Origin of the sequence: Streptomyces vastus (genome assembly GCF_039532825.1) — a bacterium.
In the GTDB taxonomy this organism is placed as follows: Bacteria; Actinomycetota; Actinomycetes; order Streptomycetales; family Streptomycetaceae; genus Streptomyces; species Streptomyces vastus.
Map to the genome: position 1 here is coordinate 66,904 of NZ_BAAASJ010000125.1, position 22,870 is coordinate 89,773.

Genomic DNA, 22,870 nt, shown 5'->3' on the forward strand with positions numbered 1-22,870 from the left:
GCTATCCGGGCCCGATGTGAACCCCGGCGCGAGCTCAGCTCTCGCGCTTCTCCTTGATCTTCGCGGCCTTGCCGCGCAGGTCGCGCAGGTAGTACAGCTTGGCGCGACGGACGTCACCGCGGGTGACGAGCTCGATCTTCTCGACGATCGGGGTGTGCACCGGGAAGGTGCGCTCGACGCCGACGGAGAACGAGACCTTGCGAACCGTGAAGGTCTCACGGACACCGGCGCCCTGGCGACGGATGACTACGCCCTTGAACTGCTGCACACGGGAGCGGTTGCCCTCGATGACGCGGACGTGGACGTTGACCGTGTCGCCCGGGCGGAAGGCCGGGACGTCGCTGCGCAGCGACGCGGCGTCGACGGAGTCGAGCAGGTGAGACATGATCGTCTGCTTTCTTCGCTGATGCCACAGGTCATCAACGGGAACTAGGTTTCCGGGAGGTGGGCTGCCGTGTCGGGGCGGGCGTCGTGTCCCCCTGTGGCAGGGGCGCACGCTGGACGACGTACAGCAGCGGTCTATTCTTCCACGCCCTCTGGCCTGCGCCAAAATCGGCCGTAGGGCTTCCCCTCCGGGTCCGGCGCCCAGCCCAGGATGGAGAGCATTTCGCGGTCCTTCTTGTCGAAGACCGAGGGGTCGCAGCGCTCGATGAGGTCGGGCCGGTTGGCTGTCGTACGCCGCAGGGCCTCGTCGCGGCGCCAGCGGGCGATCTTCCCGTGGTGGCCGCTGAGCAGAACGTCCGGGAGGCCTCGGCCGCGCCACTGGGGCGGCTTCGTGTAGACGGGCCCCTCCAGGAGGCTCGCCATGGCGCCGGGTGCGAAGGAGTCGTCCCTGTGTGACTCGGCGTTGCCCAGGACGCCGGGCAGCAGCCGCGCCACGGCCTCTGTGATCACGAGTACGGCCGCCTCGCCGCCGGCCAGGACGTAGTCGCCGATGGACACCTCGTGGACGGGCATCCGGGTCGCGTACTCGTCGATGACGCGGCGGTCGATGCCCTCGTAGCGAGCGGGTGCGAACAGCAGCCAGGGCCGCTCGGAGAGTTCGACGGCGAGTTCCTGGGTGAAAGGCCGCCCGCTGGGCGTGGGGACGACCAGGGCGGGCTCGTGGGAGCCGGTCTCGTAGCCGTCCGCGAGCACGGAGTCCAGGGCGTCGCCCCAGGGCTCGGTCTTCATGACCATGCCGGGGCCGCCGCCGTAGGGGGTGTCGTCGACGGTGCTGTGCCGGTCGTACGTCCACTGCCGCAGATCATGCACGTGCACATTCAGCTGTCCACGCGCGCGTGCCTTGCCGACCAGGGAGACGTTCAGGGGCTCCAGGTACTCGGGGAAGATCGTGACGACGTCGAGCCGCATTACGCCTCTTCTCCGGAGGACGCGTTTTCGGCGTCCCTGGAGGAGACGCTGTGTCCATCAGCGACTTCGTCGCGGGCCGCCTGGTCGTCAATCAGGCCCGGCGGCGGGTCGATGACCGCCCGCTGCTCCTCCAGGTCGATCTCCACGACGATCTCCGCGACGAAGGGGATAAGCGCCTCGCTGCCGTCGGGCCGTTCCACCACGAAGAGGTCCTGCGAGGGCAGATGCGAGATCTCCGTGATCCGTCCGACCTCGGCGCCGTCCTTCGTGACGACGTCCAGGTCCATCAGCTGGTGGTCGTAGTACTCGTCCGGCTCCTCGGGCGTCGCGTCCGGGTCGACCTCGGCGATCAGCAGGGTGTTGCGCAGCGCCTCGGCGGCGTTCCGGTCGCGTACGCCCTCGAAGCGCAGCAGCAGCCGACCGCTGTGCACACGGCCCGTCTCGATGGTCAGCGGGCCGGCCGAGGCGGGGTCCGTGGCCAGTACGGCGCCGGGCGCGAGCCGCAGCTCCGGCTCGTCGGTGCGTACCTCGACGGTGACCTCGCCCTTGATGCCGTGGGCGCGGCCGACGCGAGCGACTACCAGCTGCACAGTGCTTGATCTCCTGTCGTACGACTACGGGCCGGGGACGGCCCAGTGGCCCTCCCCGGCCCGAGCCGGTGTTGCGTATACGTCAGCGAACCTGATCCACGTCGACCAGGTCGACGCGGACACCACGGCCGCCGATGGCGCCCACGACGGTGCGCAGTGCGCGTGCGGTGCGGCCGTTGCGACCGATCACCTTGCCGAGGTCGTCGGGGTGCACCCGGACCTCGAGGACGCGCCCACGGCGCAGGTTGCGCGAGGCGACCTGCACATCGTCGGGGTTGTCCACGATGCCCTTCACGAGGTGCTCGAGAGCCTCCTCGAGCATGCTCAGGCCTCGGTCGACTCAGACGAAGACGACTCGGCCTTGGCCTCGTCCTTCTTCTCAGCCTTCTTCTTCTGGGTGATGGCCTCACCCTTGCCCTCGTCGTCGCCGCCCAGGGCCTCGAACGACGGACGCGCAGCCTTCTCGGCCGGCTGCAGCAGCGGTGGCGGGGCGGGCTCGCCCTTGTACTTCTGCCAGTCGCCGGTCTTCTTCAGGATGGCGAGAACCGGCTCGGTCGGCTGGGCGCCGACGGACAGCCAGTACTGCGCGCGCTCCGAGTTCACCTCGATGCGCGAGGGGTTCTGTACCGGGTGGTACAGGCCGATCTCCTCGATGGCCCGGCCGTCACGGCGGGTACGGGAGTCGGCGACGACGATGCGGTAGTGAGGCGAACGGATCTTGCCCAGACGCTTCAGCTTGATCTTGACTGCCACGGAAGTGGTGTCTCCTGGTCTTGACGTGGTTGGGCACGGCGAGATTGCCGCGTGGGGTTGCGGTACCCGAGTGCCCGATGGACGCGTCAGCCGGAGGAGAGAGGGGTCCTGTGCGGCTGTCGAGTACAGCCAGCCATTCTGCCATACGTGGACGGGCATGCCGAACCGGGGCCGTGGCCGTCACCAGGACGGCCACGGGCGTCACCGGCCCCGTGCGGGACGCCGCTCAGCCCGCTGCGGCGCCGACCACCTCGGGGATGCGGAACGGCTTCCCGCAGCCGCCGCAGACGATGGGTGCCTGGGCGAGGACCGACGGGACGACGCGGACGTTACGCCCGCAGTCGCAGACCGCCTTGACCCGGACGCCTCCTCCGGAGGAGCCGTGCCGGGCGGCAGGGCCCCGGAAGCTGCGAGCCGTGTCGGTGGTGGTCGCGGCGGTGTGCGCCTTGAGGGCGCGCGTCAGCCGCTCGATCGTCGGGCGGTAGCGCCGCTTCGCCTCGGGGCTGAGCGTGACCAGCGAGAAGCCACTGCTGGGATGCGGCTCCTCGGGGTGGTCGAGGCCCAGCTCCTCGGCAATAGCGAGGAATCTGCGGTTGTGGTATCGGCCGGCGCGCGAGGTGTCTCGGACTCCTCGGGCGGCGGCGATGCCGTGGACTGCCTCGTGAAGCAGTCGCTCGAAGGAGAGTTCGCGTCCGTAGGCGGACGACGATTCTCCGATCAGGGACTCGGGCGCGGCAAGATCCGGCAGTTCGGGGTGGTGCCGCTGAATGTCGGCCCACGCCCCTGCCAGCTCTGCGGCGAGAACAGGTGGTGTCGTGCTCACGTCGTGACAACGAGCCTGAGTGCCCGTGTGTTCCTATTCCGGGGCATCCCAAATAATTTGCACGTACCCGTCAGTTGCCGCTGATACGTCCGGACGAGGGCGGGTGCGCTGATCTGCGGAGAAGCCTCACAGCTCATACCAAGCCGGTACGTAGTAATACGTACGCCCCGACGCGTAGACGATGTCCGCACGTCGGGGCACCTGGAGTCATCAGTTGCGCAAGAGGCGTTTCAGCCGCTCTCGGCTGGCCTCAGTAGGCGCGCGCGACAACGGCGACGTTACCGGGTGCGTCCTCGGACTCGGGAACCGACCCGTCCTCCGCGACCAGACACCGTACGGTCACCGCGTGCTCGGCCAGCTTGGCCTCACCTTCCGCACCAAGTGCGGCCCACGGGATCCGCGCCCAGCCACCCGACGCCGCCGCCTCGACGGCCTCCTCGATCGTCGACACCTCAGCCGTACGGGACTCGCGGCGCTCGCGCGACTGCCGCAGAAGCAGCATCTGGTCCTGGTCCAGGACAGCGGGAAGCAGGCCAGGGAGAGAGTCGATCGCCACCGGCTCCTTGGCACCGGGAATCCGCCGGACCAGCATCGCGGTGCCGCTCTCCAGGTCACGGGGGCCGACCTCGATACGTACGGGTACGCCCTTGAGCTCCCAGTCCACGGCGCGGCGGCCGAACGGCACGTCCGTGCGGTCGTCCACCTGGACGCGTACACCCCCTGCCTTCAGCCGGTCGCCCATCTCCCGGACCTTGGCCAGAACCGCGTCATCGCCCTTCACGGCGAGAACAACGGCCTGGACGGCGGCGAGACGGGGCGGGATCCGCAGTCCGTCGTCGTCGCCGTGCATCATCACCAGGGCGCCGACCATGCGGGTCGTCGATCCCCAGGAGGTCTGCCAGACCAGCTCCTGCGTGCCTTCCTTCGACAGGAAGCGGGTGTTGAACGCCTTCGCGAAGTTCTGGCCGAGCTCATGGCTGGTGCCCAGCTGGAGGGCCTTGCCGTCGCCCATCATGCCCTCGAGCGTGAGGGTGTTGATGGCGCCCGCGAAACGCTCCTTGACGGTCTTGCGGCCCAGGACGACATCCATCGCGAGGGTGTTCTCCATGAAGTCCGCGTAGACGTGGCGCTGGATGCGGGCCGCGAAGTCACGCGCCTCCTCGTACGTAGCGTGCGCGGTGTGCCCCTCCTGCCACAGGAACTCGGTGGTCCGCAGGAACAGGCGCGGGCGCAGCTCCCAGCGCACCACGTTCCCCCACTGGTTGATCAGCAGCGGCAGATCGCGGTAGCTCTGCACCCACTTCGAGAAGGAAGCGTTGATGATCATCTCTGAGGTGGGGCGTACGACGGCGGGCTCCTCGAGCTCCTTGCCGCCGCCATGGGTGACCACTGCCAGCTCGGGCGCGAAACCGTCGACGTGATCGGCTTCCCTGGCGAGGTACGACTGCGGGATCAGGAGCGGGAAGTACGCGTTCTGGGTGCCCGTCTCCTTGATGCGGGCGTCCATGTCCTGCTGCATCCGCTCCCACAGCCCGTACCCGTACGGTCGGATCACCATGGTGCCGCGCACCGGACCGTTGTCGGCCAGCTCGGCCTTGGTGATCAGATCCTGGTACCAGCGGGGGAAATCATCCGCCCGGGGAGTGAGAACAGGTGCCTTTGCCATGGTGCGAAGGGTAGGGCGGCCACTGTCCCGATCGTGAATGAATTATTCCTCCGCACGCGAAGCGGCCAGGGCGCATTGAGGCGCACACAGGTGGCACTCAAGCAGAGGCCCGCAACCCCTGGACGCCACGACGAGCGCGGAGTTTCCTGGCATACGGGGGGAGTAAGAGCGCATTGCACGGGGGCAAAGGAAACGGGGCACAGCAGCAACTCTCGGTGGATTGGGGCGCTTTATGACACCTACGCTCGTGCGGCAGCACCTGCCTCACGCAGGACCCACGTCCCGCGTGGACCCGTGCTCACGCGCGCGTGACTGGGCCGAGATCCAGGAACGGATGCTCGTCCCGCTCTACGAAGCCGTCTACGAACGACTCGAAGTAGGCCACTCGACCAACCTGCTCGGCCTCGGCTGCGGATCCGGCCTCGCGCTCCTGATGGCGGCGTCACGGGGCGCCACGGTCACCGGTGTCGACTCGTGCACACCCGAACGGCTGGCCCTCGCGCGGGAACGTCTGCTGCCCGAAGCGTGGGGTACGCGCGCGCGTGCCGGCTTACGAGACGTACGGCTGGTCGACGGGACCCCTGAAGACGCCGCAGACGGCGCAGATGCCGCCGACGCGGAGACCCCCACGTACAACCTGGTGACGGCCTTCGAACCGATCGGCTGCATGGCCGGCGACTCAGAGGGACTCGGTGAACTCCTGGAGGCCGCAACACCGCTCGCCGCCCGCGGCACCCCGGTGGTTCTCGTCGGCTGGGGCCCGCCGGAACGCTGCACGACCTCGTCCGTGCTGCGGGTCGCCACCAAACTGGCGGACCCCCTGCGCAGCACGGGCAGCTGGCGTCCGGCCCGCCGCGACGACCTGGAGGAGGTCGCCCAGCGCGCCGGCCTGCGGCCCGACGGCTCCGGACGGGTGGCATGCCCCTTCGGGTACGCCGACATGGACAACGCCGTTCGCGGACTGCTGTCCACCGGGCTCTTCGACGCGGCCGCCGCCGCGACCGACCAGGCCCAGGTCGACAAGGAGCTGACGGAAGCGCTCCATCCGCATCAGCGGCACGACGGCACGGTGTGGATGCCGAATGTGTTCCGGTACCTCATCGCGCGTACGCCCTAGACCCGATACGTCGCTGGGGGCGCCCTCCCGGAGAAGGACGCCCCCAGCGACGTACGAGAAAAGGCGTACGGAAAAGCCGTCAGCGCATGAACTTCTTGAACTCGTCGGGCAGTTCGAAGTCCTGCGGCTGCTGACCGCCCGGCAGGCCCAGGGCGCCCCCGGCCTGGCTCGCGGCCTCCCGGCGGGCGGCGGCCTCCTGCTCCTGCTGTTTGCGCTTCATCGGGTTGCCGGAGCGCTGCTTGCCCTTGGCCTTCTTGGCCTGCTTCTTCGTCCGGCCGGCGCCGCCTCCCGTGCCCGGCATCCCGGGCATGCCCGGCATACCGCCACCCTGGGCCATGCGGGACATCATCTTGCGGGCCTCGAAGAACCGCTCGACCAGGCCCTTGACCGCACTGACCTCGACACCGGAACCCTTGGCGATACGGGCGCGCCGCGAGCCGTTGATGATCGTCGGCTCCTGGCGCTCGGCCGGAGTCATCGACTTGATGATCGCGGCCGTACGGTCGACGTCGCGCTCGTCGAGGTTGTTGATCTGGTCCTTGATCTGGCCCATGCCGGGGAGCATGCCGAGCAGCTTGGAGATGGAACCCATCTTCCTGACCTGCTCCATCTGGTCCAGGAAGTCGTCGAGCGTGAAGTCCTTGCCCTTGCTGGACGCCAGCTTGGAGGCCATCTTCTCGGCCTCTTGCTGCGAGAAGGTCTGCTCGGCCTTCTCGATCAGCGTGAGCATGTCGCCCATGCCGAGAATGCGGGACGCCATGCGGTCCGGGTGGAACGCGTCGAAGTCGTCCAGCTTCTCGCCGTTCGAGGCGAACATGATCTGGCGGCCGGTGACATGCGCGATCGACAGCGCCGCACCACCGCGGGCGTCGCCGTCGAGCTTCGACAGGACCACCCCGTCGAAGCCGACGCCGTCACGGAAGGCCTCCGCGGTGTTGACCGCGTCCTGACCGATCATCGCGTCGACGACGAAGAGGACCTCGTCCGGCGAGACCGCGTCACGGATGTCGGCGGCCTGCTGCATCATCTCGGTGTCGATACCGAGGCGGCCGGCGGTGTCGACGATGACGACGTCGTGCAGCTTCTGCTTCGCGTACTCGATGGAGTCCTTGGCGACCTGCACCGGGTCGCCCACGCCGTTGCCCGGCTCGGGCGCGAAGATGCCGACGCCCGCGCGCTCGGCGACGACGCTCAGCTGGTTCACGGCGTTCGGGCGCTGGAGGTCGCAGGCGACGAGCACGGGGGCGTGGCCCTGGCTCTGGAGCCACTTGCCGAGCTTTCCGGCCAGGGTCGTCTTACCGGCACCCTGCAGACCCGCGAGCATGATCACGGTCGGCGGCTGCTTGGCGAAGCGCAGCCGCCGGGTCTCGCCGCCGAGGATGCCGACGAGCTCCTCGTTGACGATCTTGATGACCTGCTGGGCGGGGTTCAGCGCCTGGGAGACCTCTGCCCCGGCTGCCCTTTCCTTGACCTGCTTGATGAAGGCGCGCACCACGGGCAGCGCGACGTCCGCCTCCAGCAGGGCGATACGGATTTCACGCGCCGTGGCGTCGATGTCCGCCTCGCTGAGGCGCCCTTTGCCGCGGAGGTTCTTGAATGTCGCTGCGAGGCGATCGGAGAGAGTGTCGAACACGGCGGTCGCGAATCCTCAAGTTGGGAGCAGGCGGACAGGGTCGCCCTCCAGGGTATCCGCACGCGCCAAGTGGGGTCTTCACCCCGTTCGTACGAAGCCGGAGGGCGCCCTCACGTCGTACGGCGCCGCAGGCGCCCCCGCCTACTCCCGCAGCGTCTCCTCCAGCCCCCGAGCCACCGAGGCCGCCTCCTCGCCCGGCAAGGGCGCCCCCTCGGGACCCGTCACGTAGAAGGCGTCCACCGCGTTCGCCCCCAAAGTGCTGACGTGCGCGCTGCGCACCCGTACATCCGCGTCCTCCAGGGCCCGGCCGATGCGGTGCAGCAGCCCGGGCGCGTCATGGGCCCGCACCTCGATCACCGTGGCCCGCCGCGACCCGACCGAAGCGACCGTCACCCGCGGCGGCGGCGCGATGATGCCCCGCCGCCGGGGATATGCGGCGTCCCGCTCGGCGAGCCGTCCCGCGATGTCGAGGGAGCCGTCGAGGGCGCGGACGAGGTCGGCGCGGAGCCGGGCGGCCTGCGGCAGCGAGCCGTACTCGGCGGCGACACGCCAGTCGAGGAGCAGCACAGAGCCCTCTGAAGCCGAGGAGCCATCCGAGTCCTGGACGGAGTCCGGCAGATCCAGTGCGCGCAGTTCCGCCGTACGCACGGTGAGCCGGTGCATCGCGAGCACGCCGGCCACGGCAGGCAGCACACCGGGCTGATCCGGCACCGCGATGAGCAGTTCCACACCGAGGGGTTCCGGCTCGCCCGAGGGGTCCTCGGTCGGCGGCTCGGTCTGGGCGCGCAGGGACAGTACGGGGCTGCCGGTGCGGAACGCCTCGATGGCGAGACGTTCCTGCTCGGCGGTGGGCGCGGCGGTCTCCGGCTCCTCGGGGGCGTCCCCGGCGAGTACGGCCGAGACCCGCTTGACGAGGTCGGCCACCAGGGACGCGCGCCACGAGGACCAGGCGGCGGGCCCGGTGGCCAGCGCGTCCGCCTCGGTGAGCGCGTGCAGGAGCTCCAGCGTGCCCTGCGAGCCGACCGCCTCGGCGACGGAGCGCACGGTGGCCGGGTCCTCCAGGTCGCGCCGGGTCGCCGTCTCGACGAGCAGCAGGTGGTGGCGTACGAGGGTGGCGAGTGTCGCGACGTCCGTGCGGTCGAAGCCGATCCGGGCGGCCACGTCGCGCGCGATGATCTCGCCGGCGACGGAGTGGTCGCCGGGCCAGCCCTTGCCGATGTCGTGCAGCAGCGCGGAGACCAGGAGGAGGTCGGGGCGGCCGACGCGGCGGGTCAGCTCGGAGGCCTGGACCGCGGTCTCGATGAGGTGCCGGTCGACGGTCCAGATGTGCACGGCGTTGCGCTGCGGGCGGCAGCGTACGCGTTCCCAGTCGGGCAGCAGCTGGGTGATCAGGCCCTCCGCCTCCAGTGCCTCCCAGACCTCGACGGTGGATCGCCCGGAGCCGAGCAGGGTGACGAGTTGTTCGCGGGCTTCGGCGGGCCAGGGCGTGGCGAGCGGGCGGGCCGCGGCGGCCATCCGGCGGACGGCGTGCAGCGAGAGCGGCAGTCCGGACTGGGCGGCCGCGGCGGCGGCGCGCAGTGGCAGTACGGGGTCGCGGTCGGGGCGGGCGGCGCGGGCGAGGACGACCTCGCCGTCCTGCTCGACGACGCCCTCTGCCAGCGGGGACCGCTCGGGGGCGGGCTTGCCGCCGCCCAGCATGGCGCGCAGGCGCGGGCGTACAGCGCGCGACTTGAGCACGCGCCCCACTTCGCGCCAGGTGACGTCACTGGCGTACGAGATGACGCGGGCGGCCTCGTACACCTGGCGCAGCAGAGTGTCGGCGTCCAGCAGACCGAGTTCTGCGGCGACCTGGTCCTGTTCCTGGAGCGAGAGCCGGTCGGCGGCGCGGCCGGTCGCGAGGTGGAGGGCGTCGCGGACGTCGAGTATCCGCTTGCGCGCGTCGGCGAGGCCCTCGCGCGGGGCGTCCGCGAGCCAGGAGGCGGCGACGGCGCGCAGGGCGGTAGCGTCGCGGAGGCCGCCGCGGGCTTCCTTGAGGTCGGGTTCGAGGAGGTACTGCAGCTCGCCCTGGCGCTCGGCGCGTTCGGTGCACAGTTCCTGGAGTTCGGGGAGGCGTTTGGGCGCCTGGTTGCGCCAGTCGGCGAGGACGGACGTACGCAGTCCGGCGGTCAGGCCGAGGTCGCCCGCGAGATGGCGGGCGTCGAGCAGGCCGAGCTGGACCTTCAGGTCCTCGCCCGCGGTCTTGCGCGCCTCGGCCGGCGTACGGACGGAGTGGTCGAGAGCGAGGCCGAGGTCCCACACGGGGTACCAGATGCGGTCCGCGAGAGCGGCGACCGCGTGCGCGTCGGCGCTGCCGTCGTGCAGGAGCAGCAGGTCGAGGTCGCTGCGTGGGGAGAGTTCGCCGCGGCCGTAGCCGCCGACGGCGATGAGGGAGACGCCGCGCAGCCCTTCGGCTCCGGCATCGAACAGACCGGTGAGCCAGTCGTCGGTCAGTTCCGCAAGGGCCGCACGGCGCGGCGGCCCGGACCGCGCCCCCTCCTGGAGGAGGCGCAGCCGGGCCGCCGCGTAGCCGCTGGGTCCCGAGTCCTCTGCTTCCGTGCGTACGTCCGTACTCGTCACCCAGCGACTCCTGTTCTTCTTCTCTTTACAGCGCGTCGGGTCCGCGCTCGCCGGTCCGGACCCGGACGGCCGTCTCGACCGGGATGGACCAGACCTTGCCGTCTCCGATCTTGCCGGTACGGGCCGCCTTGACGATGACGTCGATCAGCTGTTCGGCGTCATCGTCCTCGGCCAGCACCTCGATACGGATCTTGGGGACGAGGTCGACGGTGTACTCGGCGCCGCGGTAGACCTCGGTGTGTCCCCGCTGACGACCGTAGCCGCTGGCCTCAGTGACCGTCAGGCCGTGCACCCCGAAGGCCTGCAGGGCTTCCTTGATCTCGTCGAGCCTGTGGGGCTTGACGACTGCGGTGATGAGCTTCATGCCTCAACCTTCTTGCTCTCAGCAGCGGGCGGGGTGGCAGCGGTGGAGGCGGACATGTGGGAACCCGCCGCGGAGCTGAAGTCGTATGCAGTCTCGGCGTGGGACGCCTGGTCGATACCGCTGATCTCGTCGTCCTCGGAGGCCCGGAAGCCGATCGTCTTCTTGATCAGCAAGGCGAGGATGAAGGTCACGACGAAGGTGTAGCCCATGACCGAGAAGGCACCGATGACCTGCGACAGGAACTGGTCGCCGCCGCCGACTCCGCCGGTGGCCAGGAAGCCGACCAGCAGGGTTCCGACAACACCGCCGACGAGGTGGACACCGACAACGTCCAGCGAGTCGTCGTAGCCCAGCTTGTACTTGAGGCTGACGGCCCAGGCGCAGAGCATACCGGCGACGACACCGATCAGCAGGGCGCCGAAGGCGTTGACGCTGCCGCCGGACGGGGTGATCGCGACGAGACCGGCGACGGCACCGGAGCAGGCGCCCAGCGTGGTGAACGCACCGTGGCGGATGCGCTCGTAGATCAGCCAGCCGAGCATGGCGGCGGCGGTCGCAATCTGCGTGTTGAACGCCATCAGACCGGTGGTGCCGTCGACGCCGAGCTCGGAGCCCGCGTTGAATCCGAACCACCCGAACCACAGCAGGGCGGTGCCGAGCAGGACCAGCGGGAGGTTGTGCGGGCGCATCGGGTCCCGCTTGAAGCCGACCCGCTTACCCACGACGAGGACCGCCGCGAGGGCGCCGACACCGGCGTTGATGTGCACCGCGGTACCACCGGCGAAGTCGATCACGGCCGGGTCGAGCTGGGAAAGCCAGCCACCGCCCCAGACCCAGTGGGCGACCGGGAAGTACACCACGGTGACCCAGGCGCCGATGAAGACCATCCAGGAGCCGAACTTGACGCGGTCGGCGAGCGCACCGCTCATCAGCGCGGCGGTGATCACCGCGAACAACATCTGGAAGAGGGAGAAGGCGAGGACCGAGATCTTCTCGCCGGCGAAGTTCTCCATCGTGCTGTCGGCGTTGACGCCCTTCAGCCCGATCATGTCCAGGTTCCCGATAAAGCCGCCCACGTCGCCACTGAAAGCGAGCGAGTGTCCGAACAGGACCCACAGGACGCTGACGATGCCCAGGGAAATGAAGGACATCATCAGCATGTTCAGCGCGCTCTTGGCCCGGACCATGCCCCCGTAGAAGAGTGCCAGGCCGGGCGTCATCACCATGACGAGCGCCGCGCTGATCAATACGAATCCGGTATCTGTGCCGTTCAAGGCCGATATCTCCTCGTCGTCGGGAACGGCCCGTGCGGATGCTCAAGCGTGGGGAGGGCCGACTGTGCTCAGGAGACTCGCGCAACACCGTTTCACAGGTTGCGCCGACATGTTGCACGGAGATGACGAAGAGCCCACCCGTGTTACGTGTTGATGAACTGCCGGATGTCCGCTCGCGCGATCGTTATCGTGGCGCAACCTTCTGGCGAAAGTGCGCAGCCGACCGCGGCCTGCCATCCGATGACCTGGCGTGGGGAGCCGAGTCGGGCGGTAAGGGACGGCGGGCCGCGGCCGGGGCTTTGCGGATCAGACCGCGTCGGCGGTCTCGGGCAGGTCCAGGGCCAGTTGCTCGGTCAGATCCACCACATCGGCGAGGTCCCCGAAGTCGCGTACGGCCGTGTCGACGGTCTTTCGGATACGGGTGTTGACCCGCTCGGAACGGACCTTCTTGGCGACCATGAGCGCCTTCCTGGTGAGCACCGCACCCTGCTCGGGCTCCCGCTGCAGCAGGTGCACCGTGGCCATCCCGATGAGGTTGAGTGCGTACGAACGCTGGTGCTCGGTGTCCTTCTCGAAGAGGTCGACGGCCTTGCGCATCACGGGCTCGGCGAGCGAGGCGTAGGTGGGGCTGCGGCCCGCGACATAGGCGAGGTCGCGGTAGGAGTGGGAGTTCTCGGCGTGCAGCTCCGCCTCGTTGAAGAAGCGGATCCAGTCGGGCTCGGGCTCGTCGAACTCCTGGGCGTCGACGAAGGTGTCCTCGGCCATCCTGACGGCGCGCTTGCACTTGCCGGGCTGGCCCATATTGGCGTACGCCCGGGCCTCCATCGCATACAGCATGGACTGTGTACGAGGGCTCGCGCAGTCGCGGCCTCCGTACTGTGCGAGGTGGATCAGTTCCAGGGCGTCGTCCGGCCGCCCGAGGTGGATCATCTGGCGGCTCATGCTGGACAGGATGTACGAGCCGAGCGGCTTGTCTGCGGCTTCCTTGGCGGCGTGCAGGGCGAGGACGAAGTACTTCTGCGCGGTGGGCTGCAGCCCGACGTCGTAGCTCATCCAGCCCGCCAGCTCGGCCAGCTCTGCGGCGACCTTGAACAGGCGCTTGGCCGTGGCCGAGGGCTGGGGTTCCTGGAGGAGGTCCGTCACCTCGTGCAGCTGGCCGACGACGGCCTTGCGGCGCAGACCGCCGCCGCACTGCGCGTCCCACTGCCGGAACATGACCGTGGTCGTCTCCAGCAGATCGAGCTCGGGCTGGGACAGCCGGCCCGCGCGGCGCGTGACGGCCTGGGGCTCGGGTTCTTCGCGGGGGCCCGCGGGGCTGGGGACCAGCCAGCGCTGCATGGGCTCGATCAGGGACGAACCGGCGGAGAGGGCCAGCGAGGTGCCGAGGAAGCCGCGGCGGGCCAGCATCAGGTCGCTGCGGGAGAACTCGCTGATCAGGGCGACGGTCTGCGGGGCGGTCCACGGCAGGTCGACGCCGGACACGGACGGTGACTGGTGGGCGGAGCGCAGGCCGAGGTCCTCGACGGCGACGACGCAGCCGAAGCGCTCGGAGAACAGCTCGGACAGGATGCGCGGGATCGGCTCGCGCGGGTTCTCCCCATCCAGCCAGCGGCGCACGCGCGAGGTGTCCGTGGAGATGTGGCCGGCGCCCAACTGGCGGGCCCGGCGGTTCACTTGACGCGCCAGCTCGCCCTTGGACCAGCCGCTGCGCACGAACCAGGAGCCGAGCAGCTCATTGGGGCGCTTGTCCGCGCCAGTCGCGGTCGTCCCGCTTCCGCCGTTGCCGCCCACTGGCACGCCCCCATTTCTGAAACCACTTGTTGCGCTGTGTGCGCCAAGCCCTACCAGATTGCCGGTGCACACGGTCGCCCGTCCGGCGGTTCTCACCTGTCGAACGAAGCGCCGACTTGCCTCCGGCATACTCACGAGTTGAGCGTTCCCAGGAGTCGTGCACTCACAGTAATCCTACGATCACCTCCCCGGCCATGGCGGATACGGAAACGCCACCATTCGCCACCCCTTCGAATGAACTCACGGTTGCCGGTCCGCGATTCACTTGACACAGGACAGCCAGGAGTGGCGGAACGGTGCACGCCGGGGCGCGCGGAACCAACCGCACCACCCGGAGCGCTTCTGGACGCTGCTTGCTCCAAGTCGACGCCGGGAACGCACGGTTACGTTCCGATTCCGTCACGTAACCATCGGTGCGCTGAACCTGTTGGAGGGGGCATGGGCTTCACGATCGGCGGCAGCCGTGGGATGCGCGAGATCAGGCCCGGCTCACGTCGCCGCGGCCGCTCCTCGGGGTGCACCGCCGTGGCCGAGTTCACCGGACTGTGGGGCTGGGACGTGATGCCCGGCGCCCGAGCCGCCGCGGGTTCCTGCTCATGCGGCCGGGCCGACTGCCCGGCACCCGGCGCGCACCCACTGGACTTCGCACCGGTCATCCCGGCCGGCGCCACGCTCGACCAGGCGACCGAAGCCTGGGCCGACTTTCCCGGCGCCGCGATCCTGCTTCCGGTGGGACGCGCCTTCGACGTGATCGAACTCGCCGAACCCGCCGGACGACGCGCACTGATCCGCCTCGAACGGATGGGCCTCCCGCTCGGCCCCGTGACGGCGACCCCGGACGGCCGCGCCCACTTCTTCGTCGCCCCCGGCACAGCGGCCGAACTGCCCGAGCTCCTCTACCGCATGGGCTGGGACTGGGACGACGCCACACTCGACCTGCACGGCCTCGGCCCCGGCACGTACATCACAGCCCCGCCCTCCGACCGCGCCGGCCTCGGCCCGGTCCGCTGGCTCCGCTCCCCCGCCCTCGACTCAGCAACAAAGCCGCCCGCGGCAAGACTGCTGCTGGGGACACTGGCTTACGTGGCGCACCGGTCGCGGGCATAGCCCCGCGGGGCGGCAACAGCGAAGCGCGCGTCCCCGACTGCACCGCGGGAACGCGCGCTTCTCCCAGCACCTACGAAATTTCGTAGGTGCTCAATCTCCGATAAGAGCGTCAACGAACGCCTCCGGCTCGAACGGCGCCAAGTCGTCCGCACCCTCACCCAAGCCGACGAGCTTGACCGGAACCCCCAGCTCGCGCTGGACGGCGATGACGATGCCGCCCTTGGCCGTGCCGTCGAGCTTGGTCAGGACGATGCCCGTGATGTCGACGACCTCGGCGAAGACACGAGCCTGGACGAGGCCGTTCTGACCGGTGGTGGCGTCCAGGACCAGCAGCACCTCGTCGAGCGGCGCATGTTTCTCGACCACGCGCTTGACCTTGCCGAGCTCGTCCATGAGGCCGGTCTTGGTGTGCAGGCGCCCCGCGGTGTCGATGAGCACCACGTCCGAGCCCATCTCCTTGCCCTCCTTGACCGCGTCGAAGGCCACGGAGGCGGGATCGCCGGCCTCGGGCCCGCGCACGGTGTACGCGCCGACCCGCTCACCCCAGGTCTGGAGCTGATCGGCGGCGGCGGCACGGAAGGTGTCGGCGGCACCCAGGACGACGGTGCGGCCGTCCGCCACCAGGACGCGGGCGAGCTTGCCGGTGGTGGTGGTCTTGCCGGTGCCGTTGACGCCGACGACCATCACGATGCCGGGCTTGCTGGCCTCGGGCTCCGTCTTCACGGTGCGGTCCATGTCGGTGCCGACCAGCTTGAGGAGTTCCTCGCGCAGCAGGCTGCGCAGCTCCTCGGGCGTACGGGTACCGAGCACCTTCACACGCTCACGCAGCCCCTCGACCAGCTCCTGGGTGGGCTGTACGCCGACATCGGCGGTGAGCAGCGTGTCCTCGATCTCCTCCCAGGTGTCGTCGTCCAGGTGCTCGCGCGAGAGGAGCGTGAGCAGCCCCTTGCCGAGCGCGTTCTGCGAGCGGGAGAGCCGAGCGCGCAGACGCACCAGGCGCCCCTCGGTCGGCTCCGGGATCTCGATCTCGGGTGCGGCCGGGCGTTCCTCGACGGCGACGCCCCCCGAGGCGTCCGGAAGATCCACCTCCTCGATCGTGCGGCGCGGTTCCTCGCGCGGCGTCTCGGCCTCGTCGCCGACGTGCGGCTCGGCCGGAGGGGCGGTGATGTCGGGCGTGGCGGGAGGCGGCGGGGGCGGCTGCTTCCGTCGGCGGCTGCCGACGACGAGCCCGCCGAGCGCACCGATCACGACTACGGCGATGACTACAAGAAGGATGACGATTTCCATAACGGGACCAGTATGCGCGACCCTCCACGCGCCGTCTTTCTCCGCTCACGGGCGGGTGCCGTCAGGATGCGCGAGGTGTCTCCAGGGTGTGGCCCCGATGTCACGACTATGGCTGTCTGACGCCCCGTCAGCTACCGTCCCCTTCTCCGGCACCCGCCCGAAGGAGGACGCGCCATGCCCGTGACGGTCGTACGTTTCAACCTGGTGGAGCCCGACGCGACGAGCGAATCCCTCAGCGCCCGCTACCAGGCCGCCCTGGAGATGGCCGCGTACGCCGACGACCGCGGGATGAGCACCGTGCAGACCGAGGAGCACCACGGCGTCCCCAACAACTGGTTGCCCTCGCCTTTCACCTTCGCGGGCGCGGTCTTCGGAGCCACGCGCCGGATCGCGGTCACGGTCTCGGCGATCATCGGTCCGCTGCATGATCCGCTGCGGCTGGCCGAGGAGATCGCCGTACTCGATCTGATCAGCGGCGGCCGGCTGGTGACGGTCGCGGGGATCGGCTACCGCCCCGAGGAGTACGCGCTGTTCGACGTCGAGTGGAAGCGGCGCGGCAAGCTCCAGGACGAGCTGCTGGAGACGCTGCTCAAGGCGTGGACGGGCGAGGACTTCGAGTACCGGGGCCGTACGGTCCGGATCACTCCGCGCCCGTACACCCGGCCGCATCCGCTGCTGCTGGTCGGCGGCTCCTCGCAGGCGGCGGCCCGGCGTGCCGCCCGGCTCGGGCTGCCGTTCTTCCCGAGCGCGCATCTGCCGGAGCTGGAGGCTTACTACAAGGAGCGTCTCGTGGAGTACGGCACGGAGGGCTGGACCATGATGCCTCCGGCCGAGACTCCGCTGCTGCACCTGGCCGAGGATCCGGACCGGGTGTGGGCGGAGCACGGCGAGCACTTCCTGCACGAGGCGCGGACGTACGCGTCCTGGCAGTCCGGCGACATCCGTTCCGCGGTGAAGTCGGGGGCGACGACGCTCGACGAACTGCGCGCCGAGGGTGTGTACCGGATCGTGACGCCGGACGAGTGCCTGGCCCAGGGCCTCGACAACTACGTACTGCATCCGTTGTCCGGCGGGATGCCGATCGACGAGGGCTGGCGCAGCATGCATCTGTTCTGCGAGAACGTGCTGCCCCGGCTCAGGGCCGCGGAGGGCTGAGCCGGGACGGTACTGCCTTGCCTATCCCATCTCCTCCAGCGCCTTGCCCTTGGTCTCCGTGACGAACTTGAGCACGAAGGGGATGGAGAGGGCGGCGAAGACGGTGTAGATCACGTACGTCAGGGAGAGGTTCCAGTCGGCCAGGGACGGGAAGCTCGCGGTGATGGCCCAGTTGGCGATCCACTGCGCGGAGGCGGCGACGCCGAGGGCGGCGGCGCGGATCTTGTTCGGGAACATCTCGCCGAGGAAGACCCAGACGACCACGCCCCAGGAGAGGGCGAAGAAGAGCACGAAGACGTGGGCTGCGATCAGCGCGACCCAGCCCTGGGTGGCCGGCAGCTTGCCGTCGACGAGGTCGAAGGAGAAGGCCCAGGCTTCGAGGGCGAGACCGAGGACCATGCCGACGGAGCCGATGAGCGCGAGGGGCCTGCGGCCGACGCGGTCGACGAAGATCATGGCGATCACGGTGCCGACGATGTTGATGATCGACGTCGTGAACGAGTAGAAGAAGGACTCGGTCGGGTCGACGCCGACGGACTGCCACAGCGTCGAGGAGTAGTAGAACGCGACGTTGATGCCGACGAACTGCTGGAAGACGGAGAGCCCGATGCCGATCCAGACGATCGGCCGGAAGAAGAAGCTGCCGCCGAGCAGGTCCTTGAAGGTCGACTTGTGTTCGCTCTTCATGGCGTGCTCGATCTCCCGCACGCGGGCGTCCAGGTCGATGTCCTTGCCCTCGACCTCGGCGAGCACTTCGCGGGCGCGGGTCTCCTTGCCGGCGGAGATGAGGTAGCGGGGTGACTCGGGGATCGCGAAGGAGAGCAGGCCGTACAGGATGGCGGGGATGACCATCACGCCGAGCATGACCTGCCAGGCTTCCAGGCCCATCAGTTTGCCGCGCTGGTCGCCGTCCGCGGCGTTCAGGATGCCCCAGTTGACGAGCTGGGAGACGGCGATGCCGATGACGATCGCGGCCTGCTGGAAGGAGCCGAGGCGTCCGCGGTACGCGGCGGGGGCGACCTCGGCGATGTAGGCGGGGCCGATCACTGAGGCCATGCCGATGGCGAAGCCGCCGACGATGCGCCAGAAGGCCAGGTCGTACAGCGCGAAGGGCAGTGCGGAGCCGACGGCGCTGACGATGAAGAGGACGGCCGAGATCTGCATGCAGCGGATGCGGCCTATGCGGTCGGCGATGCGGCCCGCCGTGGCGGCGCCGATCGCGCAGCCGATCAGCGCGATGGCGATCACCTGCGCCAGGGCCGCGGAGCCGATGTCGTAGCGGTCCCGGATGGCTTCGACGGCGCCGTTGATCACGGCACTGTCGTAGCCGAAGAGGAAGCCGCCCATCGCGGCCGCCGCCGCGATGAAGATGACGTGCCCGAGGTGTTCGGGATGAGCCTCTCGGGCTCCTGACTTGGGTACCTGCGCTGCACTGGTCACGTGTACTCCTCGGGCCGCCGGCCTCGCTGCCGGGGGGTGGGCAAGCCCTTCAACTGAAGGTAAAGGCAACGTTTCCGAGGTTATTCGTTCAAGTTTCGAAGTCAACCGGGTCCGGTGTGAGCAAAGCTATAGAGAGGTAAGGATGTTGTGTTCGAAACTTGAATGGCTGGCCCATGTTGTGACCGTCATGCGACCGTCCATCCGCCCGAAGAGCCGACGAGGCCGGGCTACCGAAGCCGCTGGCTGATGACCTTCGACACCCCGTCGCCCTGCATGGAGACGCCGTACAGCGCGTCGGCGACCTCCATCGTGCGCTTCTGGTGAGTGATCACGATCAGCTGCGAGGCCTCCTGCAGCTCCTGCATGATGCGGATGAGCCGCTGCAGGTTGGTGTCGTCGAGCGCCGCCTCGACCTCGTCCATCACATAGAACGGGCTGGGCCGGGCCTTGAAGATCGATACGAGCATCGCCACGGCGGTCAGCGAGCGCTCGCCGCCGGAGAGCAGGCTGAGGCGCTTGACCTTCTTGCCCGGCGGCCGGGCCTCCACATCGATGCCGGTGGTGAGCATGTTGTCGGGGTCGGTCAGGATCAGCCGTCCCTCGCCGCCCGGGAACAGCCGGCTGAAGACTCCTTCGAACTCGCGGGCCGTGTCCCGGAACGCCTCGGTGAAGACCTGCTCGACGCGCTCGTCGACCTCCTTCACCACCTGGAGAAGATCGGCACGCGTCTTTTTCAGGTCTTCCAGCTGTTCGCTGAGGAACTGGTGGCGTTCCTCGAGCGCGGCGAACTCCTCCAGGGCCAGCGGGTTGACCTTGCCGAGCTGCTGGTACGCCCGCTCGGCCGACCTGAGCCGTTTCTCCTGCTCGGCGCGGACGAACGGCCGGGGCTGGTTGCGGGGGTGTTCCGGGTCTTCGGGCAGCTCTTCGCCCTCGGCGGGCGGCGAGGGCGGTACGAGCTGGTCGGGGCCGTAGTCGGCGACGAGCCCCGCCGGCTCCACACCGAGCTCCTCGAGCGCCTTCGTCTCCAGCTGCTCGATCCGCAGCCGTTTCTCGGCGCCGAGCACCTCGCCGCGGTGCACGGAGTCCGTGAGCTTGTCGAGCTCGGCCTTCAGGTGGCGGCCTTCGTTCCGGGCCGCGACAAGATCCTGCTCGCGCAGGGCCTTGGCGCTCTCGGCGGCGGCGCGTTCCTCCTCCGCCCGGCCCACCGAGACTTCGACGTGCGCGAGCAGTTGCCGCGCACCGGAGGCGACGGCTTCGGCGACGGCGGCCTCGTGCCTCAGCCGTGCCCTGCGCTGCTCGGCACGCGCGCGTGCCTCACGTTCGGTGCGCGCGGCACGGTCGAGCGAGTCGGCCCGTCCTGCCAGCCCTTTGACCCGTTCCTCGTGCGTACGTGCCTGGAGCCGGGCCTCCATCTCGGTCTGCCGCGCGTTGGCGCCGTCCGCGGCGAGCCGGTCCCGTACGGAGGTGTCGGGCTCCTCCTCGACGGGCATCTCCTCGGCCACGGCGAGCCGTTCGGCCAGCTCTTCGACTTCCTCGAGGGCCCTGTCGAGGGCTTCCTGCGCCCGCACGGCAGCGGCGGTGCTCCGCTCGGCCTCTCCTGCCGCCCCGCGGGCCTGCCCGGCCAGCCGCCCGAGCTGCTGGGCGACCGCCGACCTCTCCCGCTCGCCGGCCCGCCGCCGCTCCCCCAACTCCTCGACGAGCGCGGCCCGTTCCTTGCGCTGTTCGGCGGCGAGATGCTGGGCCTCGTTCAACTCCTCGCACCGCACGGCGAGTTCTTCCAGCTCGGCTGCGGCTTCGTCGACGGACGCCTGCACCTCCAGCAGACTCGGCGCCCCGGCCGACCCTCCGTGCGCGAAGTGCGCCCCGAGCAGATCGCCTTCGGCGGTCACCGCGGTCAGCTCCGGCCGCGCACTCACCAGATCCTCGGCGTCCTCAAGGGTCCCGACCACGACGATGCCCCGCAGCAACCGCCGTACGGCGGGCATGAGTTCTGCGGGCCCCCGGACCAGATCGGCGGCGTACGGAGGCCCGTCGTACTCCGGGGTTACGCCGCTGCCTGCGCCGTCGCCCGATGCCGGCACCTCCTCGGGTGCCCCCGCCAGCAGCAGGGCCGCTCGCCCGGCGTCCTGCTTGCGGAGCAGGCGGATGGCCTCGGCGGCCGAGTTGGGGGTGGTCACCGCGATGGCGTCCGCTGCGGTCCCGAAGGCGGCGGCCAGGGCGACCTCGTAGCCCGGAGTGACCGTCAGGAGTTCGGCGGCCGGCCCCAGAAGGCCGGTGAGACGGTCCTTCGCCCCGAGCAGGGCCCCCGTGCCGTCCTTGCGGCGCAGGCCGAGGGCCAGGGCCTCGTGGCGGGCCTGGGTGGCGGCGCGCTTGCGTTCCGCGGAGGTGGTCGCCTCGCGGGCCGCCGCCAGGGCGGACTCCGCCTGAGCCAGCGCGGACTTGGCCGCCTCGTGCCGCTCGGCCAGTTCCGCGTCTCCCTCGTCCAGGCCGTCGACCTCGGCCTTGAGCGCCTCGTACTCCTCCTGCGCCGCGACCGCCCGCTCCTGGGCCTCGTCCCGTGCGGAGGCGAGGCGGTCGATCTCGGCCTGGGCGGAGGCGGCGCGCGAACGGGCCGCGTTGACCTGGCCGTTCAGCCGGGCGAGCCCTTCGCGGCGATCGGCGATGGCGCGGGCCACGTCCTTCAGCCGCCGTTCCTCCAGCGCCAGTTCGCGCTCAAGATCGGCCCGGTGGGCAACGGTGTCCTCCAGTGCCCGCTCGGCCGCCTCGAGGGCCGCTTCGAGTTCGGCTTCCTGTTCACGGATCCGTGCGGCCTCGCGCTCCATGTCCTCGGGATCGCGTCCGCGGCGTTCCTCGGGCGGCACGGAGGTCGCGCTCTTGACCCGGGCGTCGGCCAGCGAGATCGTGCCGCGCACCCGCTCGGCCAGCTGCGACAGCTCGTGCCAGGTCTGCTGCGCCCGCTGGAGCCGCGGGGTGAGGCGCCGCACCTCGTCCTCGAGCTGTGCCTCCCGCTGGAGCGCCTTCTTCAGTTCGGCCTCGGCGGCGTCCTTGCGTTCCTTGAGCGCGGCCTCGTCGGCGATCTCGGCCTGGAGCGCCTGGCGGAGTCGTACGAGGTCGTCGGCGAGCAGCCGCAGCCGGGCGTCCCTCAGGTCTGCCTGGATGACGGCGGCCCGGCGCGCGACGGCCGCCTGGCGGCCGAGCGGCTTGAGCTGGCGCCGCAGTTCGTCCGTCAGGTCCTGCACGCGCGCGAGGTTCGCCTGCATCGCGTCCAGCTTCCGCAGCGCCTTCTCCTTGCGCTTACGGTGCTTGAGGACGCCCGCGGCCTCCTCGATGAAGGCCCGGCGCCCCATCGGATCGGCGTGCAGGACGGAGTCGAGCTGGCCCTGGCCGACGATGACGTGCATCTCGCGGCCGATGCCGGAGTCGGACAACAGCTCCTGAATGTCCAGCAATCGGCACGTATCACCGTTGATCTGGTACTCGCTGCCGCCGTTGCGGAACATGATCCGCGTGATGGTGACCTCGGCGTACTCGATGGGCAGCGCGCCGTCGGAGTTGTCGATGGTCAGGGACACCTCGGCGCGGCCGAGCGGTGGGCGCCCGGTGGTGCCGGCGAAGATGACGTCCTCCATCTTGCCGCCGCGCAGCGACTTGGCGCCCTGCTCGCCCATGACCCAGCTGAGCGCGTCCACGACATTGGACTTGCCCGAACCGTTCGGACCGACGACACACGTGATCCCCGGCTCGAACCGGAGCGTGGTCGCCGAAGCGAACGACTTGAACCCTCTCAGGGTCAGGGCCTTGAGGTGCACGCCGCCGGACTCTACCGTCCGGGTCTGTCTCACTCCATGAACGAACGGTTTCGCCCATGAACGTGCAGGGCACACCAGACGTTAAAGAGAGT

The 22,870-nt window shown here is 69.7% G+C and carries 18 protein-coding genes; 3 read left to right on the forward strand and 15 right to left on the reverse strand.

Features of this window, described 5'->3' with window-relative positions; translation table 11 throughout:
- Positions 1 to 34: 34 nt before the first annotated feature.
- From rplS to proS, 7 genes are all read right to left on the reverse strand, one after another.
- Complete coding sequence (gene rplS / locus ABD357_RS42640) at positions 35 to 385, reverse strand: 50S ribosomal protein L19 (protein ID WP_019760519.1); 351 nt, start codon at positions 383 to 385, stop codon at positions 35 to 37.
- Between the two features lie 134 nt (positions 386 to 519).
- Complete coding sequence (gene trmD / locus ABD357_RS42645; RefSeq protein WP_344397001.1) at positions 520 to 1,353, reverse strand: tRNA (guanosine(37)-N1)-methyltransferase TrmD; 834 nt, start codon at positions 1,351 to 1,353, stop codon at positions 520 to 522.
- A complete protein-coding gene (gene rimM / locus ABD357_RS42650; RefSeq protein WP_344397003.1) occupies positions 1,353 to 1,943 on the reverse strand; it encodes a ribosome maturation factor RimM in 591 nt (196 codons plus the stop codon). The genes trmD and rimM overlap by 1 nt, the downstream gene beginning before the upstream one ends.
- An 82-nt stretch (positions 1,944 to 2,025) precedes the next feature.
- A complete protein-coding gene (locus tag ABD357_RS42655) occupies positions 2,026 to 2,265 on the reverse strand; it encodes an RNA-binding protein (RefSeq protein WP_014176063.1) in 240 nt (79 codons plus the stop codon).
- 2 nt (positions 2,266 to 2,267) lie between these two features.
- Positions 2,268 to 2,696, reverse strand: coding sequence for a 30S ribosomal protein S16 (rpsP, locus tag ABD357_RS42660; protein ID WP_344397004.1), 429 nt, complete (start codon positions 2,694 to 2,696; stop codon positions 2,268 to 2,270).
- Between the two features lie 226 nt (positions 2,697 to 2,922).
- Positions 2,923 to 3,519: a hypothetical protein gene (locus ABD357_RS42665; RefSeq protein ID WP_344397005.1), complete on the reverse strand. Its 597-nt coding sequence runs from the start codon at positions 3,517 to 3,519 to the stop codon at positions 2,923 to 2,925.
- 250 nt (positions 3,520 to 3,769) lie between these two features.
- Complete coding sequence (proS, locus tag ABD357_RS42670; RefSeq protein ID WP_344397006.1) at positions 3,770 to 5,185, reverse strand: proline--tRNA ligase; 1,416 nt, start codon at positions 5,183 to 5,185, stop codon at positions 3,770 to 3,772.
- A 232-nt stretch (positions 5,186 to 5,417) separates the two neighbouring features.
- Here proS and ABD357_RS42675 point away from each other — a divergent pair, with 232 nt between their 5' ends.
- A complete protein-coding gene (locus tag ABD357_RS42675) occupies positions 5,418 to 6,302 on the forward strand; it encodes an SAM-dependent methyltransferase (protein ID WP_344397008.1) in 885 nt (294 codons plus the stop codon).
- Positions 6,303 to 6,381: 79 nt separating this feature from the next.
- Here the strand turns inward: ABD357_RS42675 and ffh are convergent, their stop codons facing one another.
- From ffh to nsdA, 5 genes are all read right to left on the reverse strand, one after another.
- On the reverse strand, positions 6,382 to 7,935 hold the full coding sequence (gene ffh, locus ABD357_RS42680) for a signal recognition particle protein (RefSeq protein WP_344397009.1): 1,554 nt from the start codon (positions 7,933 to 7,935) through the stop codon (positions 6,382 to 6,384).
- A gap of 141 nt (positions 7,936 to 8,076) precedes the next feature.
- The gene (locus ABD357_RS42685) at positions 8,077 to 10,551 is read right to left on the reverse strand and encodes a [protein-PII] uridylyltransferase (RefSeq protein ID WP_344397010.1); all 2,475 of its coding nucleotides are present in this window, start codon (positions 10,549 to 10,551) and stop codon (positions 8,077 to 8,079) included.
- A 25-nt stretch (positions 10,552 to 10,576) separates the two neighbouring features.
- On the reverse strand, positions 10,577 to 10,915 hold the full coding sequence (locus ABD357_RS42690; RefSeq protein WP_009308760.1) for a P-II family nitrogen regulator: 339 nt from the start codon (positions 10,913 to 10,915) through the stop codon (positions 10,577 to 10,579).
- Positions 10,912 to 12,189 carry an ammonium transporter gene (locus ABD357_RS42695; protein WP_344397013.1) on the reverse strand — a complete coding sequence of 426 codons (1,278 nt, stop codon included), beginning with the start codon at positions 12,187 to 12,189 and terminating at the stop codon, positions 10,912 to 10,914. The genes ABD357_RS42690 and ABD357_RS42695 overlap by 4 nt, the downstream gene beginning before the upstream one ends.
- A 306-nt stretch (positions 12,190 to 12,495) precedes the next feature.
- Entirely contained in the window at positions 12,496 to 13,980 is a 1,485-nt protein-coding gene (nsdA, locus tag ABD357_RS42700) for a transcriptional repressor NsdA (protein WP_344397621.1), read from the reverse strand.
- Positions 13,981 to 14,418: 438 nt separating this feature from the next.
- Between nsdA and ABD357_RS42705 the strand changes: the two genes are divergently transcribed.
- A complete protein-coding gene (locus tag ABD357_RS42705) occupies positions 14,419 to 15,087 on the forward strand; it encodes a bifunctional DNA primase/polymerase (RefSeq protein WP_344397014.1) in 669 nt (222 codons plus the stop codon).
- Positions 15,088 to 15,177: 90 nt separating this feature from the next.
- On the opposite strand, the gene ftsY is transcribed toward ABD357_RS42705, so the two are convergent.
- Positions 15,178 to 16,374, reverse strand: a complete 1,197-nt coding sequence (ftsY, locus tag ABD357_RS42710; RefSeq protein WP_344397015.1) for a signal recognition particle-docking protein FtsY — start codon at positions 16,372 to 16,374, stop codon at positions 15,178 to 15,180.
- A 174-nt stretch (positions 16,375 to 16,548) separates the two neighbouring features.
- Between ftsY and ABD357_RS42715 the strand changes: the two genes are divergently transcribed.
- The gene (locus tag ABD357_RS42715) at positions 16,549 to 17,529 is read left to right on the forward strand and encodes an LLM class flavin-dependent oxidoreductase (RefSeq protein ID WP_344397017.1); all 981 of its coding nucleotides are present in this window, start codon (positions 16,549 to 16,551) and stop codon (positions 17,527 to 17,529) included.
- 21 nt (positions 17,530 to 17,550) lie between these two features.
- Here ABD357_RS42715 and ABD357_RS42720 read toward each other — a convergent pair whose 3' ends face one another.
- Together ABD357_RS42720 and smc are read right to left on the reverse strand one after the other, a co-directional pair.
- Positions 17,551 to 18,969 carry a sugar porter family MFS transporter gene (locus tag ABD357_RS42720; RefSeq protein ID WP_344397019.1) on the reverse strand — a complete coding sequence of 473 codons (1,419 nt, stop codon included), beginning with the start codon at positions 18,967 to 18,969 and terminating at the stop codon, positions 17,551 to 17,553.
- Between the two features lie 227 nt (positions 18,970 to 19,196).
- On the reverse strand, positions 19,197 to 22,778 hold the full coding sequence (smc, locus tag ABD357_RS42725; RefSeq protein ID WP_344397021.1) for a chromosome segregation protein SMC: 3,582 nt from the start codon (positions 22,776 to 22,778) through the stop codon (positions 19,197 to 19,199).
- Positions 22,779 to 22,870: the final 92 nt, after the last annotated feature.

What these genes read in the sequence shown, in the direction of transcription:
- ABD357_RS42705 (WP_344397014.1), top strand. Translation starts at nt 14,419, where the DNA reads ATGGGCTTCACGATCGGCGGCAGCCGTGGGATGCGCGAGATCAGGCCC.
- ABD357_RS42715 (WP_344397017.1), top strand. Translation starts at nt 16,549, where the DNA reads ATGCCCGTGACGGTCGTACGTTTCAACCTGGTGGAGCCCGACGCGACG.
- ABD357_RS42675 (WP_344397008.1), top strand. Translation starts at nt 5,418, where the DNA reads ATGACACCTACGCTCGTGCGGCAGCACCTGCCTCACGCAGGACCCACG.
- proS (WP_344397006.1), bottom strand. Translation starts at nt 5,185, where the DNA reads ATGGCAAAGGCACCTGTTCTCACTCCCCGGGCGGATGATTTCCCCCGC.
- ABD357_RS42655 (WP_014176063.1), bottom strand. Translation starts at nt 2,265, where the DNA reads ATGCTCGAGGAGGCTCTCGAGCACCTCGTGAAGGGCATCGTGGACAAC.
- trmD (WP_344397001.1), bottom strand. Translation starts at nt 1,353, where the DNA reads ATGCGGCTCGACGTCGTCACGATCTTCCCCGAGTACCTGGAGCCCCTG.
- ftsY (WP_344397015.1), bottom strand. Translation starts at nt 16,374, where the DNA reads ATGGAAATCGTCATCCTTCTTGTAGTCATCGCCGTAGTCGTGATCGGT.
- rplS (WP_019760519.1), bottom strand. Translation starts at nt 385, where the DNA reads ATGTCTCACCTGCTCGACTCCGTCGACGCCGCGTCGCTGCGCAGCGAC.
- ABD357_RS42690 (WP_009308760.1), bottom strand. Translation starts at nt 10,915, where the DNA reads ATGAAGCTCATCACCGCAGTCGTCAAGCCCCACAGGCTCGACGAGATC.